10 protein-coding genes are annotated in these 16,365 nt (G+C 68.7%); 7 read left to right on the forward strand and 3 right to left on the reverse strand.

The genetic code is table 11. The features are described from left to right. Positions 1-18 precede the first annotated feature (18 nt). From AB0B91_RS30975 to AB0B91_RS31000, 6 genes are all read left to right on the forward strand, one after another. A complete protein-coding gene (locus AB0B91_RS30975; protein ID WP_358327022.1) occupies positions 19-2,388 on the forward strand; it encodes a TIM-barrel domain-containing protein in 2,370 nt (789 codons plus the stop codon). Continuing rightward, the gene (locus AB0B91_RS30980; RefSeq protein WP_358327023.1) at positions 2,385-3,692 is read left to right on the forward strand and encodes an extracellular solute-binding protein; all 1,308 of its coding nucleotides are present in this window, start codon (positions 2,385-2,387) and stop codon (positions 3,690-3,692) included. The genes AB0B91_RS30975 and AB0B91_RS30980 overlap by 4 nt, the downstream gene beginning before the upstream one ends. Next, positions 3,682-4,548: a sugar ABC transporter permease gene (locus AB0B91_RS30985; RefSeq protein ID WP_358327025.1), complete on the forward strand. Its 867-nt coding sequence runs from the start codon at positions 3,682-3,684 to the stop codon at positions 4,546-4,548. The genes AB0B91_RS30980 and AB0B91_RS30985 overlap by 11 nt, the downstream gene beginning before the upstream one ends. After that, the gene (locus tag AB0B91_RS30990; RefSeq protein WP_358327027.1) at positions 4,545-5,357 is read left to right on the forward strand and encodes a carbohydrate ABC transporter permease; all 813 of its coding nucleotides are present in this window, start codon (positions 4,545-4,547) and stop codon (positions 5,355-5,357) included. The genes AB0B91_RS30985 and AB0B91_RS30990 overlap by 4 nt, the downstream gene beginning before the upstream one ends. Positions 5,358-5,368: 11 nt before the next feature. Then, complete coding sequence (locus AB0B91_RS30995; RefSeq protein WP_358327029.1) at positions 5,369-8,296, forward strand: glycoside hydrolase family 3 C-terminal domain-containing protein; 2,928 nt, start codon at positions 5,369-5,371, stop codon at positions 8,294-8,296. 177 nt (positions 8,297-8,473) lie between these two features. Beyond that, on the forward strand, positions 8,474-11,185 hold the full coding sequence (locus AB0B91_RS31000; RefSeq protein ID WP_358327031.1) for a cellulose binding domain-containing protein: 2,712 nt from the start codon (positions 8,474-8,476) through the stop codon (positions 11,183-11,185). A 44-nt stretch (positions 11,186-11,229) separates the two neighbouring features. Here AB0B91_RS31000 and AB0B91_RS31005 read toward each other — a convergent pair whose 3' ends face one another. Genes AB0B91_RS31005 through AB0B91_RS31015 form a run of 3 tightly spaced genes read right to left on the reverse strand, consistent with a single transcriptional unit; the run spans position 11,230 to position 14,781 of the window. After that, positions 11,230-12,120: a carbohydrate ABC transporter permease gene (locus AB0B91_RS31005; RefSeq protein WP_358327033.1), complete on the reverse strand. Its 891-nt coding sequence runs from the start codon at positions 12,118-12,120 to the stop codon at positions 11,230-11,232. A gap of 2 nt (positions 12,121-12,122) precedes the next feature. Continuing rightward, on the reverse strand, positions 12,123-13,139 hold the full coding sequence (locus AB0B91_RS31010) for an ABC transporter permease subunit (RefSeq protein ID WP_358327035.1): 1,017 nt from the start codon (positions 13,137-13,139) through the stop codon (positions 12,123-12,125). Further along, a complete protein-coding gene (locus AB0B91_RS31015; protein WP_358327037.1) occupies positions 13,126-14,781 on the reverse strand; it encodes an extracellular solute-binding protein in 1,656 nt (551 codons plus the stop codon). The genes AB0B91_RS31010 and AB0B91_RS31015 overlap by 14 nt, the downstream gene beginning before the upstream one ends. A gap of 303 nt (positions 14,782-15,084) precedes the next feature. Here AB0B91_RS31015 and AB0B91_RS31020 point away from each other — a divergent pair, with 303 nt between their 5' ends. Beyond that, entirely contained in the window at positions 15,085-16,269 is a 1,185-nt protein-coding gene (locus AB0B91_RS31020) for an ROK family transcriptional regulator (RefSeq protein ID WP_358327039.1), read from the forward strand. Positions 16,270-16,365 lie beyond the last annotated feature (96 nt).

Genomic DNA, 16,365 nt, shown 5'->3' on the forward strand with positions numbered 1-16,365 from the left:
TCAGTTGAAGGAGCTTTCATGCCCTACCGCCCGCCCTTGGTCGCGCACGAGTACTTCGTCGCCGACCCACCGGAGCTGCCGGTCCGTACACGTGGCGAACAGGGCCTGTCCGCGTTGACCGCCGCCGAGCCGGTGGCGGTGGACGACTCGGGGGTGACGCTGAAGGGCGTGACCTCGGCGGAGGAGAGCCTGGTCGTGCAAGTGCGGGTGGCGGGCGAGGGGGTGATCCGGGTCCGGCTCGGCCAGGACGTGGACGCCCGCACCCGCTCGGCGCGGGCGATCTCCCTGGTGACCCCGGGCACGTACGCGCAAGCCCGGGTGGAGACCCGGTCCGGCGGGCTGACCATCGACGCGGGCTCGTTGCGCGCGGAGATCACCCTGGACCCGTGGCGGCTGCGGTTCACCGACGCGGCCGGTGCCACGCTGGTGGAGCAGGACCCGGGGCACACCGACATCAGCGGGCGGATGCGCACGCTGCCGTTCGGGCGCTCCCACGCCGACGGCGTCACGGTGGCCTACCACGAGAGCTTCGCCGCACCGGCCGACGAGGCGTTCGCCGGGTTCGGGGAGTCGTTCACCCCACTCAACAAGCGCGGCCAGCGGCCCGTCATGTGGAACTTCGACGCCTTCGGCGCCGAGTCGCAGCGCGCCTACAAGAACGTGCCCTTCTACCAGTCGAGCAGGGGATACGGCATCGTCGTCGACAGTGGGGCGCCGACGGAGTTCGACGTCTGCCAGTCCACGCACAGCGTCGTGCAGATCGTCGTCCCCGACGACCTGATCGACTACTACGTGCTCGCCGGGCCGACGCCGCCGGAGATCCTCGACCGCTACGACCGGCTGACCTGCCGCCCGGCGCTGCCGCCGAAGTGGGCGTTCGGCACCTGGATCTCCTCGGGCTTCTTCGTGGACAGCCAGGAGCGGGTCATGACGCGGGCGCGGAAGATCCGCGAGCGCGGCATCCCGTGCGACGTGCTGCACCTGGACACCTACTGGCAGACCGACGGCCACTGGTCCGACCTGCGCTGGGACGAAGCCCGCTTCCCGGACCCGGCCGGGATGCTCGACGAGCTCGACGGGATGGGCTTCAAGGTCTGCCTCTGGATGAACCCCTACATCTCCCACCTGAGCCCGGCCTTCACCCCCGCCGCCGAAGCCGGATATTTCCTGAAGAATCCGGACGGCGAGGCGTACGTCGCCGACTGCTGGCACGGCTCCTACCCGGCCTGCGGCATCGTCGACTTCACCAATCCGGCCGCCGTCGCGTGGTTCCAGGGCCTGCTCCGCCCCCTGCTCCAGCAGGGCGTCCAGGCGTTCAAGACCGACTTCGCCGAGGGTGTGCCGCACGACGCGACGGCCTTCAACGGCATGACCGGCACTGACCTGCACAACGTCTACACACTGCTGTTCAACGACGCCGTCGCCGAGGTGACCCGCGAGATCAACGGGCACGGCCTGGTCTGGGCCCGCTCGTCGTTCCTGGGCGGCCAGCGGCACTCGGCCCAGTGGGGCGGCGACACCTACACCAGCTACCCGGCGATGGGCAGCACGCTGCGCGGCGGCCTGGCCCACGGCCTGTCGGGCGTGCCGTTCTGGAGCCACGACGCGGGCGGCTTCACCGGCCGCCCGGCTGACGACCTCTATGTCCGCTGGACTCAGTTCGGCGCGCTCTCCCCGCTGCTTCGGCTGCACGGCACCACCAGCCGGGAGCCGTGGGAGTTCCCCGAGGTGGAGGCCGAGGCGGTGGCCGCGCTGCGGCTGCGGTACCGGCTCATGCCCTACCTCTACTCGGCGGCCGTGGAGGCGGCGCGGACCGGTGCGCCGATGATGCGGGCACTGTGCGTCGACCATCCGGGCGACCCCGTCGCCTGGCAGGCCGACCTGGAGTATCTGCTCGGCCGCGACCTGCTGGTCGCGCCCATGACCTCGCCCGACGGCACCCGGCAGGTGTACCTGCCGGAGGGTCGGTGGGTCGACTACTGGACCGGAGAGGTGCTGGAGGGCGGGCGCTACCGTGCCGTCTCCGCGCCGCTGGACCGGATCCCGCTGTTCGTCCGGTACGGCGCGCTCATCCCGGTTACGGCGTCCGGGAAAACGCCCGGGGACATGTCCGGGAAAACGCCCGGAGACGTGTCCGGGAAAACGCCCGAGGACACGCCTGGGGACACCGTGGACGTCCCCTCGGAGATCACGCTTGTCGCCTTCGGGGGCGGCGACAGTCGTACCACAGTCCACGATCTCGACGGCGAGACCGTCGTCGACGCCACCCGCGACGGCGACACCCTGCACGTCACCGTCACCGGGCCGAAGCGGATCGCCGGGGTCGAGTTCGCCCCCGTGGCGGGCGCCCCGGTCCGCGCGGTCATCACCTCCCAGGAGACACCATGATCAAGCTGAGAAGTGCCGCGGCGGCGCTCGCCGTCGCGGCCTTGACCCTGACGGCCTGCGGCTCCGGCTCGGACAAGCAGGAGCCCGCCGCGAGCGGCCAGCCGCGCGTGCTCAAGCTGTGGCACTACGAGAGCGCCGAAGGCGCGATGGGCAAGGCCTGGGCGGCGGCGATCAAGAAGTTCGAGGCGACCCATCCCGGTGTGACGGTGAAGTTCGAGGAGAAGGGCTTCGAGCAGATCCAGAAGACGGCCAGCATGGTGCTCAACTCCGACGAGGCGCCCGACATCATGGAGTACAACAAGGGCAACGCCACCGCCGGACTGCTGTCGAAGCAGGGCCTGCTGACGGACCTGTCGGAGCAGGCGACGAAGCGCGGCTGGGACAAGCTGCTCTCCGCCAGCCTGCAGACCACCGCCAAATATGACGACCGGGGCATCATGGGCTCGGGCAAGTGGTTCGGGGTGCCGAACTACGGCGAGTACGTGATGGTCTACTACAACAAAGACCTGTTCAAGAAGAACGGCGTCACGGTACCGACGACCTTCGACGAGTTCACGGCCGTGCTCGACAAGTTCGCCAAGGCCGGCGTCACGCCGATCTCCACGGCTGGCGCCGAGTACCCGGCCCAGCAGATCTTCTACCTGCTCGCGCTGAGCAAGGCCAACCGGGCCTGGGTCGACTCCTACGAGCTCTACAAGGGCAAGGTCGACTTCCACGGTCCCGAGTTCACCTACGCCGCCGACACCATGGCCGACTGGGTGAAGAAGGGCTACATCGCCAAGGACTCGGCCGGGATCAAGGCCGAGGACATGGCCACCGCGTTCATCGGCGGCAAGTTCCCGATCATGGTGTCTGGAAGCTGGTGGTACGGCAGGTTCCAGACGGAGATCAAGAAGTTCGAGTGGGGCTCGTTCCTGTGGCCCGGCAACCAGCTCGCCCCCGGCTCCAGCGGCAACATCTGGGTCGTCCCCGAGAAGTCCAAGCAGAAGGACCTGGCCTACGACTTCATCGACATCACGATGAGCAAGGAGATCCAGAACCTGCTCGGCAACTCCGGCGGCGTCCCGGTCGCGGCCGACGCCGCCGCCATCACCGACCCCAAGAGCAAGGAGCTCATCGACAACTTCAACAAGCTGACCTCGCAGGACCAGCTGGCCTTCTACCCCGACTGGCCCGCCCCCGGCTACTACGACGTCCTCGTGGCCGGCGTCCAGAACCTCATCAACGGCAGCAAGCCCCCGGCCAAGGTGCTCGACGAGATCGCCCAGCCCTACACCGAGAACCTCGCGGACCTTGGCAACTAGAGCGGCACGCGGCTACTGGCCGTACCTGATCCCCAGCGCGGTGCTGTTCACCGCGGTCATCGTCGTGCCGTTCGTGATGAACGTCGCGACGAGCTTCACCCGCTGGTCAGGGGTGGGCACCCCCACCTGGATCGGAGTGGACAACTACACCCGGTTGTTCCGGGACGAGCGGTTCTGGACGTCGTTCGCCAACAACGTGGCGCTGATCGTCGCCATGGCGATCATCCCCACGGTGCTCGGCCTGGTGCTGGCCGCCGCGTTGTTCGACTACATCGGCAAGAGGTTCGGCCCCCGCACGGCCTCGGCCCTGCGGGCGGCCTACTACCTGCCGCAGGTGCTGCCCGTCGCGGTGGCCGGGGTGGTGTGGGGCTGGATGCTGCACCCGACCTACGGCGCGGTGAACCAGATCTTCGGGCTGAAGGTCAACTGGCTCGGCGATCCGGACTTCGCGCTGGCCACCGTGATGGCGGTGATGGTGTGGTTCCAGCTCGGCTACCCGGTCGTCATCTTCATGGCCGGGTTGCAGCGGGCCGATCCCGCGCTGCACGAGGCGGCGGAGATCGACGGGGCCTCGTGGTGGCGCAGGTTCTGGCACATCACGATCCCGCAGATCCGTCCTGAGATCTTCGTCGTGCTGCTGACCTGCACGATCGCCGCGCTCAAGGTGTTCGGGCCGATCTTCGTGCTCACCAGGGGCGGGCCGGCCAACGCCACGATGGTGCCCTCGTACTTCTCGTATCTGAACTTCTTCCAGAAGTCCAACGTCGGGTACGGCTCGGCCATCGCCACCATCCTGGCGCTGATCATCGTCGTGGTGACCTTCGCCTTCCTGCGGGTCCAGGAGCGGGAGTCGTGAGACGCTACCCGATCCTGGCCGCGATGACGGTGCTCGCCGCCGTCATGCTGTTCCCGTTCGTCATCGTCACGTTCAACGCCTTCAAGACGCCCGCCGAGTATTCGGCGGGCAGCCCGCTGAGCCCGCCGCAGGGCCTGGACCTCGACGGCATCATCGCGTTCTGGACCCGGGTCGACTTCGGCGAGAAGCTGCTGAACAGCCTCGTGATCAGCGGCTCCGTCGCCGTGCTCGCCGTGGTGCTGTCGGTGCTCAACGCCTACGCCCTCGGCATCGGCCGGGTCCGGGGGCGGCTCTGGATCCTGGTGCTGTTCCTGGTGGCCAACACGCTGCCGCAGGAGGCGCTGGCCTACCCGCTCTACTACCTGGCCAAGGCGGCCGGCCTGTACGACTCCAAACTGGCGGTGATCATCGTGTTCACCGTCATCCAGGCCGCCTTCGGCACCTATCTGCTCAGCGCCGTGCTCGGCCAGTTCCCGCGCGAGATCCTCGAGGCGGCGCGGATGGACGGCGCGGGGCGGTTCCTGGCGCTGTGGCGGATCGTCGTGCCGATCAGCCGGCCCACGCTGTCGGTCCTGGTGATCTTCTTCTTCATCTGGACCTGGAACGAGTTCTTCCTTCCGCTCATCTTCCTGGTCTCCAACGACACCCAGACGGTCCCCGTCGCCCTCGGCGTGCTGCAGGGCGAGAAGTACATGGACGCCACCATGTCCAGCGCCTCGGCGCTGCTCGGCATCGTCCCGGCCGTCGCCTTCTTCCTCATCTTCCAGCGGACGCTGACCCGGGGCATCACGGTCGGCGCCATCAAGTAGGAGCTTCCACAATGAAGCGAGTCCTAGCGGCCGTCTTACTGGCGGTCACCATGGGCGGGGCGCCCGTCAACGCCGCGCGTGCCGCCGACGTCCTGCCGTACCAGAACCCGGCCCTGCCGCTCGACCAGCGCGTCGGCGACCTGCTGGGCCGGCTCACCCTCGACGAGAAGATCTCGCTGCTGCACCAGTCGCAGCGGGCGATCCCCAGGCTCGGCATCCCGTACTTCAAGGCCGGGACCGAGGCCCTGCACGGCGTCGCCTGGTCCAACGACCACAACGACGCCTGGAACCAGAAGCTGGCGAGCGGCACGGTCTTCCCACAGGCCGTCGGCCTGGCCAGCACCTGGGATCCGGAGTTGATCAAGCGGGTCGGCTCGGCCGTGGGCGACGAGGTGCGCGGCTACAACGCGATCGACCCGGTCCTGTGGGGCACCCAGGTATGGGCGCCGGTGGTCAACCTGCTGCGCGACCCACGCTGGGGGCGCAACGAGGAAGGCTACTCCGAGGACCCGCTGCTGACCGGCGCCATCTCCACCGCCTACGGCAAGGGCCTGTCCGGCGACGACCCCGTCTACCTCAAGACCGCGCCGGTGCTCAAGCACTACCTGGCCAACAACAACGAGTACCTGCGCGGCCTCACCTCCTCCAACCTGCGGCCCCGGGTCAAGCACGAGTACGACGAGGCCGCCTTCAAGCCGGCCATCTCCGCCGACGCCGCCACCGGCGTCATGGCCTCCTACAACCTGGTCAACGGGCGCCCGAACACGGTCAACCCCGACCTCGACGAGGTCGTGCGCTCGTGGACGGACAAGGACCTCTACAACGTGAGCGACGCCTGGGCGCCCGACGCGCTCCAGGAGTACGAGCACTACTACGACACCAAGCCCGAGGCCGTCGCCGCGACGCTCAAGGCCGGGCTCGACAGCTTCACGGTCAACAGCGACGACCCCGCCCCCATGACCGCGAACCTGACCGCCGCCCTCTCCCAGGGCCTGATCACCGTGGCCGACATCGACCAGGCCGTACGGCACGTGCTGTCGATCAGGATCCGGCTCGGCCAGCTCGACCCGGACGGCGGGCCGTACGCGAAGATCACCAAGGACGTGATCAACTCGGCGGCGAACCAGCGGCTCAACAGGGAGACCGCCGGCAAGGCGATGGTCCTGCTCAAGAACTCCGGTAAGACGCTGCCGCTCTCGCCCGGCCTGAAGAAGGTCGCGGTGCTCGGGCCGCTGCAGGACACCCTGTTCAGCGACTGGTACGGCGGCACCATGCCCTACCAGGTGACCCCGCTCGACGGCATCAAGGAGCGGCTCGGCGCGAACGCGGCGGTGACCGGCGCCGACGCGCTGGACCGGATCGCGCTCAAGGACCTGGCCAGCGGCAAGTACGTGACCGCGACCGGCACCACGGGCCAGAACGTCGTCGTGTCGGACACCGCCCCCGGCGGCGCCTCGACCTGGGACCAGACCGACTGGACCGGTGACGTCTCGACCCTGCGCAACGCGGGCAACGGCAAGCTGCTGACCGGCAACTTCGGGCCGTACGTCACCAACTCCGACATACCGGGCGGCTGGTTCGTCCAGCAGCAGTTCCGGATGGAGCGCCAGGCGGACGGCACGTACCTGATCCAGTACGTCGGCTACGAGGTCAACGAGGGCTGGTGGCCCTTCCCCGAGCACTACGTGACCGTCGGCGCGGACGGCACGCTCGGCACCGGGACGAAGGCCGCCGCGGCGCACTTCGCCAGGGAGGTCGTCCAGAGCGGCGCCGAGACCGCGGCGGCCGCGGCCAAGGGCGCCGACGCGGCGGTGGTCGTGGTCGGCAGCAACCCGTTCGTCTACGGCCGGGAGAACCACGACCGGTCCAGTCTCGCGCTCGGCCAGGGCCAGCAGGAGCTGATCAAGGCCGTACGGGCGGCCAACCCCAACACCGTGGTCGTCCTGGAGGACAGCTACCCCACCACGATGAACGTGGACACCCCGTCCCTGCTCTGGACCACCCACGCCGGTGCCGAGACCGGGCACGCGCTCGCCGACGTGCTCTTCGGCGACCGCGACCCGGGCGGCCGGCTGACCCAGACCTGGTACCGGTCCGACGACCTGCCCGACATTTTGAACTACGACATCACCAAGACCGGGATGACCTACCTCTATCACCGGGGTGACCCGCTCTACGCCTTCGGCCACGGCCTCAGCTACACCAGCTTCGGCTACCAGGGCCTGAAGGTGACCCCGCGCGGCGACTCCTACGACGTCACCGTCAAGGTCACCAACACCGGGTCGCGGGCCGGTGACGAGGTCGTCCAGCTCTACACCCACCAGCAGAGCTCGCGCGTGAGCCAGCCGATCAAGCAGTTGCGCGGCTTCACCCGTGTCTCGCTGCGGCCCGGCGAGAGCCGTACGGTGAAGCTGACCGTGAAGAAGGCCGACCTGGCTCTGTGGGACGTCACCCGTGGCAAGTGGGCCGTGGAGACGGCCACCCACGACGTCCTGGTCGGCTCCTCCTCCTCGGCCATCAGGCAGCGCACGACGCTCCAGGTGAGCGGCGAGCGGATCCCGCCCCGCGACCTGACCAGGAGCACCCGGGCGATCGACTTCGACGACTACTCCGGCGTCGACCTGGTCGACACCTCGAAGGAGCGCGGCGAAGCGATCGGGGCGTCCGCCGGCGACTGGCTGAAGTTCGCCGGCGCCGACCTGCGCGGCGGGCTCACCGGCATCACCGCCGGCGTGTCCTCGGTGGCCGGCGGCTCCTTCGAGGTCCGCTCGGGCTCTCCGTCGGGGGCGCTGCTCGCCACCGTCGCGGTCCCGGCCACGGGCGGCATCTACCAGTACGGCACGGCGTCGGCGAGGTTGTCCGGAGCCACCGGGGTCCGGGACCTCTACGTGGTCTTCAAGGGCGACCTGCGGATCAGGGATCTGGCACTCACGAAGTAAGTTTGGTTAATAACCAAACTATTGACCTCACTCGGAGGCTGTGTGAGCCTCTGAGTGAGGTTTCGGGGCCTCGATACCATGCGCGCTGGAACGGCGACGGCAGGGTCCTGTACCCGGTCGTGCATGGCGGTCATCTGCTGCTGTGGGGCCCGCACGCCCCGGAGAGGGAAACCGCTCATGCGAAGAAGGTTGTTCAGCCTGCTCGCGATGGCCGCCGTCGTCGTGACGATGGTGGTCGTGCGGATGGCGCCGGTCGGCGCCGTCGCCGCGGATCCGTACGCGTTCAAGGGAGTGAAGATCGGCGGCGGCGGCTTCGTCCCCGGCATCATCTTCAACCAGAAGGAAAAGGACCTCATCTACGCCAGGACCGACATCGGCGGCGTCTACCGCTGGGACAAGACCAAGTGGGTGCCGCTGCTCGACTCGATCGGCTGGGACAAGTGGAACTGGGTCGGCGGCGTCAGCGTCGCCACCGACCCCGTCGACCCGAACCGGGTCTACGTCGCCACCGGCATGTACACCAACGACTGGGACCCCAACAACGGCGCGATCCTGCGCTCCACCGACCGGGGCGCCACCTGGGCCGCCACCGAGCTGCCGTTCAAGGGCTTCGGCAACATGCCGGGCCGCGGTATGGGTGAGCGCCTGGTCATCGACCCGAACAAGAACAACATCCTGTTCTACGGCACCGCCAACAAGAACGGCCTGTGGAAGAGCACCGACTACGGCGTCACCTGGGCCAAGGTCACCAGCTTCCCGAACGTCGGCAACTTCGCCCAGGACCCGAACGACACCACCTACAACTACAACACGATGACCCAGGGCATCCCCTGGATCACCTTCGACCCGCGCACCGGCTCGGCGGGCACCGCCACCAAGACGATCTACGCCGGGGTAGCGGACAAGGACAACAACGTCTACCGCTCCACCGACGGCGGCGCCACCTGGAGCCGGGTGGCCGGACAGCCGACCGGCTACATCCCGCACAAGGGCGTGCTCGACGCCGTCAACGGCTACCTCTACCTGGCCACCGGCAACACCGGCGGGCCGTACGTGGGCGAGGACGGCGAGGTGTGGCGCTACGCCACCGCCACCGGCACCTGGACCGAGATCACCCCGACCCCCGACGCCGACCGCTACTACGGCTTCAGCGGCATGACCATCGACCGGCAGAACCCGAGCACCATCATGGTCGCCAGCCAGGTGTCGTGGTGGCCGGACAACATCATGTTCCGCAGCACCGACAGCGGCGCCACCTGGACGCGGATCTGGGACTGGAACGGCTACCCCAACCGGACCTTCCGCTACACCCAGGACGTCTCCTCGCATCCGTGGCTGGCCATGGGCAACCCGCAGCCGCCCGAGATCACCCCCAAGCTCGGCTGGATGACCGAGGCGATGGAGATCGACCCGTTCGACTCCAACCGGCTGCTGTACGGCACCGGCGCCACCATCTACGGCACCACCAACCTTAAGCAGTGGGACGTCGCCGGCGGCAAGATCACCATCAAGCCGTTCATCGAGGGGCTGGAGGAGACCGCCGTCCTCGACCTGATCAGCCCGCCGTCCGGGGCGCCGCTGCTCTCGGCGGTCGGCGACATCGGCGGCTTCGTGCACAGCAACCTCGACGCCGTGCCGCCCATGATGTACACCCAGCCCAACCACGTCACCACCAGGAGCATGGACTACGCCGAGCTCAGCCCGTCGAACATGGTCCGCGCCGGTGACAACGACACGGCCGGGGTGACCCGCCTCGGCTTCTCCTCCAACGGTGGCGCCAACTGGTGGCAGGCCAGCAGCGAACCGGGTGGGGTCACCCAGGGCGGCAGCGTCGCGATCTCGGCCAACGCCGGCGCCACGGTGTGGTCGCCCACCGGCGGCGCGGTGAGCCGCTCGACCGACTCGGGCAGCTCGTGGACCGCCTCCACCGGCATCCCGGCCGCCGCGCAGGTGCGCTCCGACCGGGTCAACCCGAACAAGTTCTACGGCTGGTCCGGCGGCAAGTTCTACGTCAGCACCAACGCGGGCGCCGCCTTCACCCAGTCCGCCGCCACCGGTCTGCCCACCGGCGCCGCCACCGTCAAGTTCAAGGCCGTACCCGGCAAGGAGGGCCACATCTGGCTGGCCGGCGGCTCCCCGTCGACCGGCAAGTACGACCCGGCGGGCACGTACGGCCTGTGGCGCTCGACCGACTCCGGCGCCACCTTCACCAGGCTCGCCAACGTCACCGCAGCCGAGAACGTCGGCTTCGGCAAGGCGGCACCCGGCGCCTCCTACCTGTCGATCTATCTGGTCGGCCTGGTCGACGGGGTGCACGGGCTGTTCCGCTCCGACGACGCGGGCGCCTCGTGGGTGCGGATCAACGACGACAAGCACCAGTACGCCAACATGGGCGAGGCGCTCACCGGCGACCCGCGTATCTACGGCCGCGTCTACTTCGGCACCAACGGCCGCGGCATCATCTACGGCGACCGCACCGGCCCCATGCCCACCCCGACCCCGACGCCCACCCCGACCCCGACGCCCACCCCGACGCCGACACCCACGCCCACCCCGACACCCACGCCGACGCCGGTTCCGGGCAAGGCGTGCGCGGCGACCTACGCGCCGGGCACCCAGTGGCAGGGCGGCTTCTCGGCCGGGGTGACGGTGAAGAACTCCGGCACGGTCGCCATCACCGGCTGGACGGTCAACTGGACCTTCCCCAGCGGCCAGACGATCACCCAGCTCTGGAACGGCGTCCACACCCAGACCGGCGCCGCCGTCAAGGTCGTCAACGCCGGCTACAACGGCGCGCTGGACTCCGGTGCCAGCACGACGTTCGGCTTCAACGGCAGCTGGACCACTGCCAACAACCCACCCACCACAGTCACCTGCACGCCCGCCTGACAACACGAAGAGGGAGGGGCCCGTCCCCGGCGCCCCTCCCTCGGTCAGCCCTTGACGGCCCCGATGATGACGCCCTTGGTGAAGTGCTTCTGCACGAACGGGTAGATCACCAGCACCGGGATCAGCGCCAGCGTCACGATGGCCATCTGGATGGCCAGGCTCGGCGGCAGCGCGTGCCCCCCGACGGCGGTGTCACCCGTCTGGCCGACGAACATCGACTGCCCCTGCAGGACGAACTGCCGCAGCACCACCTGCAGCGGCCATTTGGTGTTGTCGTTGAGGTAGAGGGTCGCGTTGAAGAAGGCGTTCCAGTAGCCGACCGCGTAGAACAGCCCGATCACCGCCGTGACGCCCTTGGACATGGGCAGCACGATCCGCCACAGGATGCGGAACTCGCTCGCCCCGTCGATCCGCGCGCTGTCGGTGACCTCCTCCGGGATGTTCATGAAGAAGGCCCGCATGACGACCAGGTTGAACGCGGTGACGGCGGTCGGCAGGATCAGCGCCCAGTACGAGTCGATCAGCCCCAGCGAGCTGACCAGCAGGTAGCTCGGGATCATGCCGGGCCCGAACAGGAAGGTCAGCAGCACGAGGAACAGCATCGGCCGGTGCAGCAGCGAACCGGGCCGCGACAGCCCGTAGGCCGCCAGGACCGTGACCGACAGGCTGAGCAGGGTCCCGACGACGGTCACCCCGAGGCTCACCGCGATCGACCGGGTCACCACCCCGCCCGCGAACAGCTGCTCGTAGGCGGCGAAGGACAGCTCGCCCGGCACGGTGACCAGGCCACCCGCCTTCGACACCGTCTCCTGCGTGGACAGGCTGGTCAGCACGACCATGTAGATCGGGAACAGCACGGCGGCCACGATGAGGGCCAGCACCAGCCCCTTGACACTCGCGCCGAACCGGGTGGGCCGCTCGGCCCAGGCAGGCATAGTCATGATCGTTTGTAGATTCCCTGCTCGCCGAACCGATGGGCGACCTTGTTGGCTATGAGGATCAGGATCAGCCCGGCCACGCCCTTGACCAGGCCGGCCGCGGCGCCGTAGCTCCACTCGCCGGTCAGCAGTGTGCGCCAGTACATGAACGTGTCGAGCACCTCGGCGGCGTCCCGGCCGACGGCGTCGCGCTGCAGGAAGAACTGCTCGAAGCCGACGTTGAGCGCGTCGCCCAGCCGCAGGATCAGCAGCAGCACGAACACCGGGCGCAGGCCGGGCAGCGTGATGTGCCACAGCCGCCGCCAGCGGGAGGCGCCGTCCACGGCGGCGGCCTCGTAGAGGTGGGGGTTGATGGCCGCCAGCGCCGCCAGGAAGATGATCGTCCCCCAGCCCGCGTCCTTCCAGACCGTCTCAGCGGTGACCAGCAGCATAAACGTGTCCGGATTTGTCATGATGTCCAGGCCCGAGAAGCCGTGGTCGCGCAGGATCTGCGCGAGCAGCCCCGCGCCGCCGAACATCTGCTGGAACAGGGTGACGACCAGGACCCACGAGAAGAAGTGCGGCATGTACACGATGCCCTGGATGAACAGCCGCAGGCGGGGACGTACGACGCTGTCGAGCAGGATGGCCAGCAGGATCGGCAGCGGGAAGTAGAAGATGAGCTGGAACGTGGTGATCGACAGCGTGTTGATCGTCGCGTCCCAGAAGCTCTCGTCGAACATCAGCCACTGGAAGTTCGACATCCCCACCCACGGGCTGTCCTTGATGCCGACGTAGGGGGAGTAGTCCTGGAAGGCGATCACGTTGCCGAGCAGCGGCACGTAGTGGAACAGCAGTAGCAGCCCGATCGCCGGCACGGTCATGAGCAGCAGCTGCCAGTCGCGCCGGAACCGGGTCCGCAGCGAGCCGTGCTTGGCCCGCTGCTGAGCCCTTGTCCGGGTGGTGCGCGGGCGGCCGGGTGAAGCCGGAGTTCCGGCCGGGGAACGCTCGACCGCGACGTGGTCAGGCGCGGCCATTGTCCCGCAGGACCTTCATGTAGAACTCGCGCGCCTCGTCGCCGCCGTCGCGCCGCCACTCCGCCGCGATCTGCTTGGCGTCGCTGACCGGCCGGCGGCCACGCATGATGTCGGTGAACTTGTCCTCGGTCGGCACCTGCAGACCCGCGTACTTGGCGGGCCGCTGGATCCTGATCCCGTCGAACGGCGTCTTCTCGATGTACTTGAAGGAGGCGTTCTGCCACTCGATGTTGGCCTTGGCCGCCTCGGGGAAGGGCCAGTCCACGTAGAGGGGGCGGCCGCCCAGGAAGCCGTAGGTGTAGGCGACCTCCTTGCGGCCCAGGTCCGTGCTCTGCGGGATGCCCTTGGCGTCCAGGGTGAAGTGCTTGTCCTTGATCCCGAAGTTGGAGAGCTCGTACTCCTTGGTCCCGTACGGCGCGGCGCACCAGTTGAAGATGGACAGGATCTCCTCCACCTTCTCCTTCGGCAGCCCCTTCTTGATGAAGGTGAACATGCCCGCCGCGTTGTTGTGGTACATGATCGGCGTGCCGCCGTCATGCGCGAACAGCGGGAGGACGCCCAGCGCGAAGTCGGGGTTCTTGGCGGTGTGCTGCTGGAGCAGTTCCTTCCAGGCGCCGACGCCGTCCCGGTAGACCGTGATCTGGCCCGCGCCGATCAGGTCCTTCTCGTTGGCGCCCTTGCTGCTGGCGACGTTCGGATGGATGAGCCCCTCGGCGAAGAGCTTGCGCATCCACGCCAGCATCTCCTCGAACTCCGGCGTCTCGTACTTGTTCACCAGCTTGCCGCCCGCGTAGCGCCACTCCTGCGGGACCCCGAAGATGGGCCAGGCCATCTCGTGGATGTCGCCGAACGCCCAGCGCTTGGCCTTCGGGTCGGTGATCGTCTTGCCGAGCTGGTAGAGCTCGTCGGCGGTCTTGGGGTTCTGGTTCCAGCCGTTCTTCTCGAACAGGTCCTTGCGGTAGAGCAGGCCGTACGGGAAGGGCTCGGTGGGGTAGGGGACCGCCATCAGCTTGCCGTTCCACACCGACCACTCCCATGAGGCGGTCGGCAGATTGGCCAGCAGCGGGTACGGCTTGATCTTGTCGCCCTGCAGGTAGGGGGTGAGGTCCTCGAACGCCTTGTCCACGGCGGTGTTGAAGTCCGCCATCTTGTCGATGTCCCAGTTCGGGAGGGCGAAGATGTCCGGCAGGTCGCCGGAGGCCAGCCGGGCGATCGCCTTGTCGGCGTAGGTGTTGCCGTCGGCGATCTGGAACTCGAGCGTCGCGCCGATGTCGGCGTTGACCGCCTGGAAGTAGGAGTTGCTCGCCAGTCCGGGCGGCGGCGGCCCCCACAGCGGGGTCATCGCCTTGTAGCTGCCGCCCTTGCCCGCCTTCTGGGTGAGCGCCGCGGTGGGGCTGGCCGGGTAGGTGGTGAAGCCGCCGGCGATGCCGGGCACACCCGGCAGGTTGGAGACCGTACCGGCCAGGTCGGGCTTGACACCGGCGAACTCGATGTAGGCCGGCGCCAGTTTGGTCAGCTTGTCGGCGGCCGCCGCGGTCGCGCCGCTCGAGCCGGGCCTGGTCCCGGTCGGGGCGGAGCAGGCGGCGAGTGTGGTGAGACCGGCCAGGCCGAGAAATCCACGGCGAGTCATCGACGGTGTCATGACGGCTCCCTTCGTTCGTCGGAGCAGGATGAGGGGTGTCGGAACCGGATGCCTACGGGCTAGAATTAGTTCGTCTAATGACCAAACAAACTAAACCCGAGGCCACGCTCACCACAAGGTGTGCCGCCGGTCACAGATTGATGTCGGGAGTGAGATGAGATTCCCTGCCGGCTCCCTCCGGGGAGCTGCCGCCGCCCACGAGGGCCCGCCCGGCTCTCGCCGATGGCGTGGGAACACCCGGGAACGGCGCACACTGGTAGCGCGGCATGACCGCCCGCGACGGCCTGACGGACGGGACTGACTGTGATCACCTCATCGACCGACCCGCAGCCGGCCGACTTCGCCGATGTGCGGGCCACCAACCTGGCCGTCGTGCTGCGCTTCGTCCGCGAGCACGCGCCCTGCTCCCGGGCCGACATCGCGGCCTCCACCGGCCTGAACAAGGCGACCGTGTCGAGCCTGGTGGCCGACCTGATCGACCGCCGGCTCGTCCGGGAGACCGGCCTGACCGAGAACCGGGTGGGGAGGCCGGCCACGATGCTGGTGCTGGACGGCTCGCCGTACGCGGCGATCGGGCTGGAGATCAACGTCGACTACGTGACGGCCGTCGCCGTCGACCTGGCGGGGGAGCGGCTGCTGTCCTGGCGGCGCGCCTTCCCCGGCTCCGTGGCCGCCGTCGCCGCGATCGTCCGGCGGGTGGTCAACCGCATGGCCAAGGAGGACAAGCAGATCCTCGGCCTGACCGTGGCCGTGCCCGGCCTGGTCGACGGACAGGGCGTCGTACGGGTGGCGCCCAACCTCGGCTGGCTCGACACCGACGTGAGCGGCGACCTCGCCAAGGCGCTGCGCGATCCCGGCTTCCCCATCCAGGCCGACAACGACGCCAACCTCGGCGCCCTGGCCGAGCACCGGTTCGGCCCCCATGGGGCGGTCTCCGACCTGGTCTACCTCACCGGTGAGATGGGCGTGGGCGCCGGGGTCATCCTCGACGGGCGGCTGCGGCGCGGCGGTCGCGGCTACAGCGGCGAGATCGGCCACATCCAGATCGACCCGCAGGGCCCGGAGTGCCGCTGCGGCCGGATCGGCTGCCTCGAAGCGGTGGCCGGCATCGGCGCGGTGCTGGAGCACGCCTCGCCCTCGCCGGTCGAGGTGGAGCTGGAGATCGAGGAGGTCGTCCGGCGGGCCCGCGCGGGCGACGCCCGCACCCTCGCCCTGCTCGCCGACGTGGGCCGCGACCTCGGCCGCGGGGTGGCCATCCTGGCCAACCTGCTCAACCCCCAGGTGGTGATCCTCGGGGGCTACTACGTGCCGCTGGCGCCCTGGCTGCTGCCCGCGGTCCAGACCGAGGTACGCGAGCGCACGATCGCACCGGAGGCCGGTGGCTGCCAGGTGGTGATGTCGTCCCTCGGCTATGACGCGGCCGCGCTCGGCGGGGCGGCCCGGGTGCTCGACTCCGTCGATTCAGGAAGATTGCCGCGAATCTCTTGACCCCGCTCGCGGACGCGTGCACCCTTCAGAAGAACTCCGTTCCGAAACACTCGTGTAACCGGGCGGGGTTTTTCTGGACCGGCTATCGAAGCGCTT

It is taken from the genome of Nonomuraea sp. NPDC049141 (assembly GCF_040648415.1).
Taxonomy (GTDB): domain Bacteria; phylum Actinomycetota; class Actinomycetes; order Streptosporangiales; family Streptosporangiaceae; genus Nonomuraea.

Bases quoted from the DNA above. Each gene is read 5' to 3' on its own strand.
- AB0B91_RS31015 (WP_358327037.1), bottom strand. From the start codon at position 14,781: ATGACACCGTCGATGACTCGCCGTGGATTTCTCGGCCTGGCCGGTCTC.
- AB0B91_RS30980 (WP_358327023.1), top strand. From the start codon at position 2,385: ATGATCAAGCTGAGAAGTGCCGCGGCGGCGCTCGCCGTCGCGGCCTTG.
- AB0B91_RS31005 (WP_358327033.1), bottom strand. From the start codon at position 12,120: ATGCCTGCCTGGGCCGAGCGGCCCACCCGGTTCGGCGCGAGTGTCAAG.
- AB0B91_RS31010 (WP_358327035.1), bottom strand. From the start codon at position 13,139: ATGGCCGCGCCTGACCACGTCGCGGTCGAGCGTTCCCCGGCCGGAACT.
- AB0B91_RS30995 (WP_358327029.1), top strand. From the start codon at position 5,369: ATGAAGCGAGTCCTAGCGGCCGTCTTACTGGCGGTCACCATGGGCGGG.
- AB0B91_RS31000 (WP_358327031.1), top strand. From the start codon at position 8,474: ATGCGAAGAAGGTTGTTCAGCCTGCTCGCGATGGCCGCCGTCGTCGTG.
- AB0B91_RS30975 (WP_358327022.1), top strand. From the start codon at position 19: ATGCCCTACCGCCCGCCCTTGGTCGCGCACGAGTACTTCGTCGCCGAC.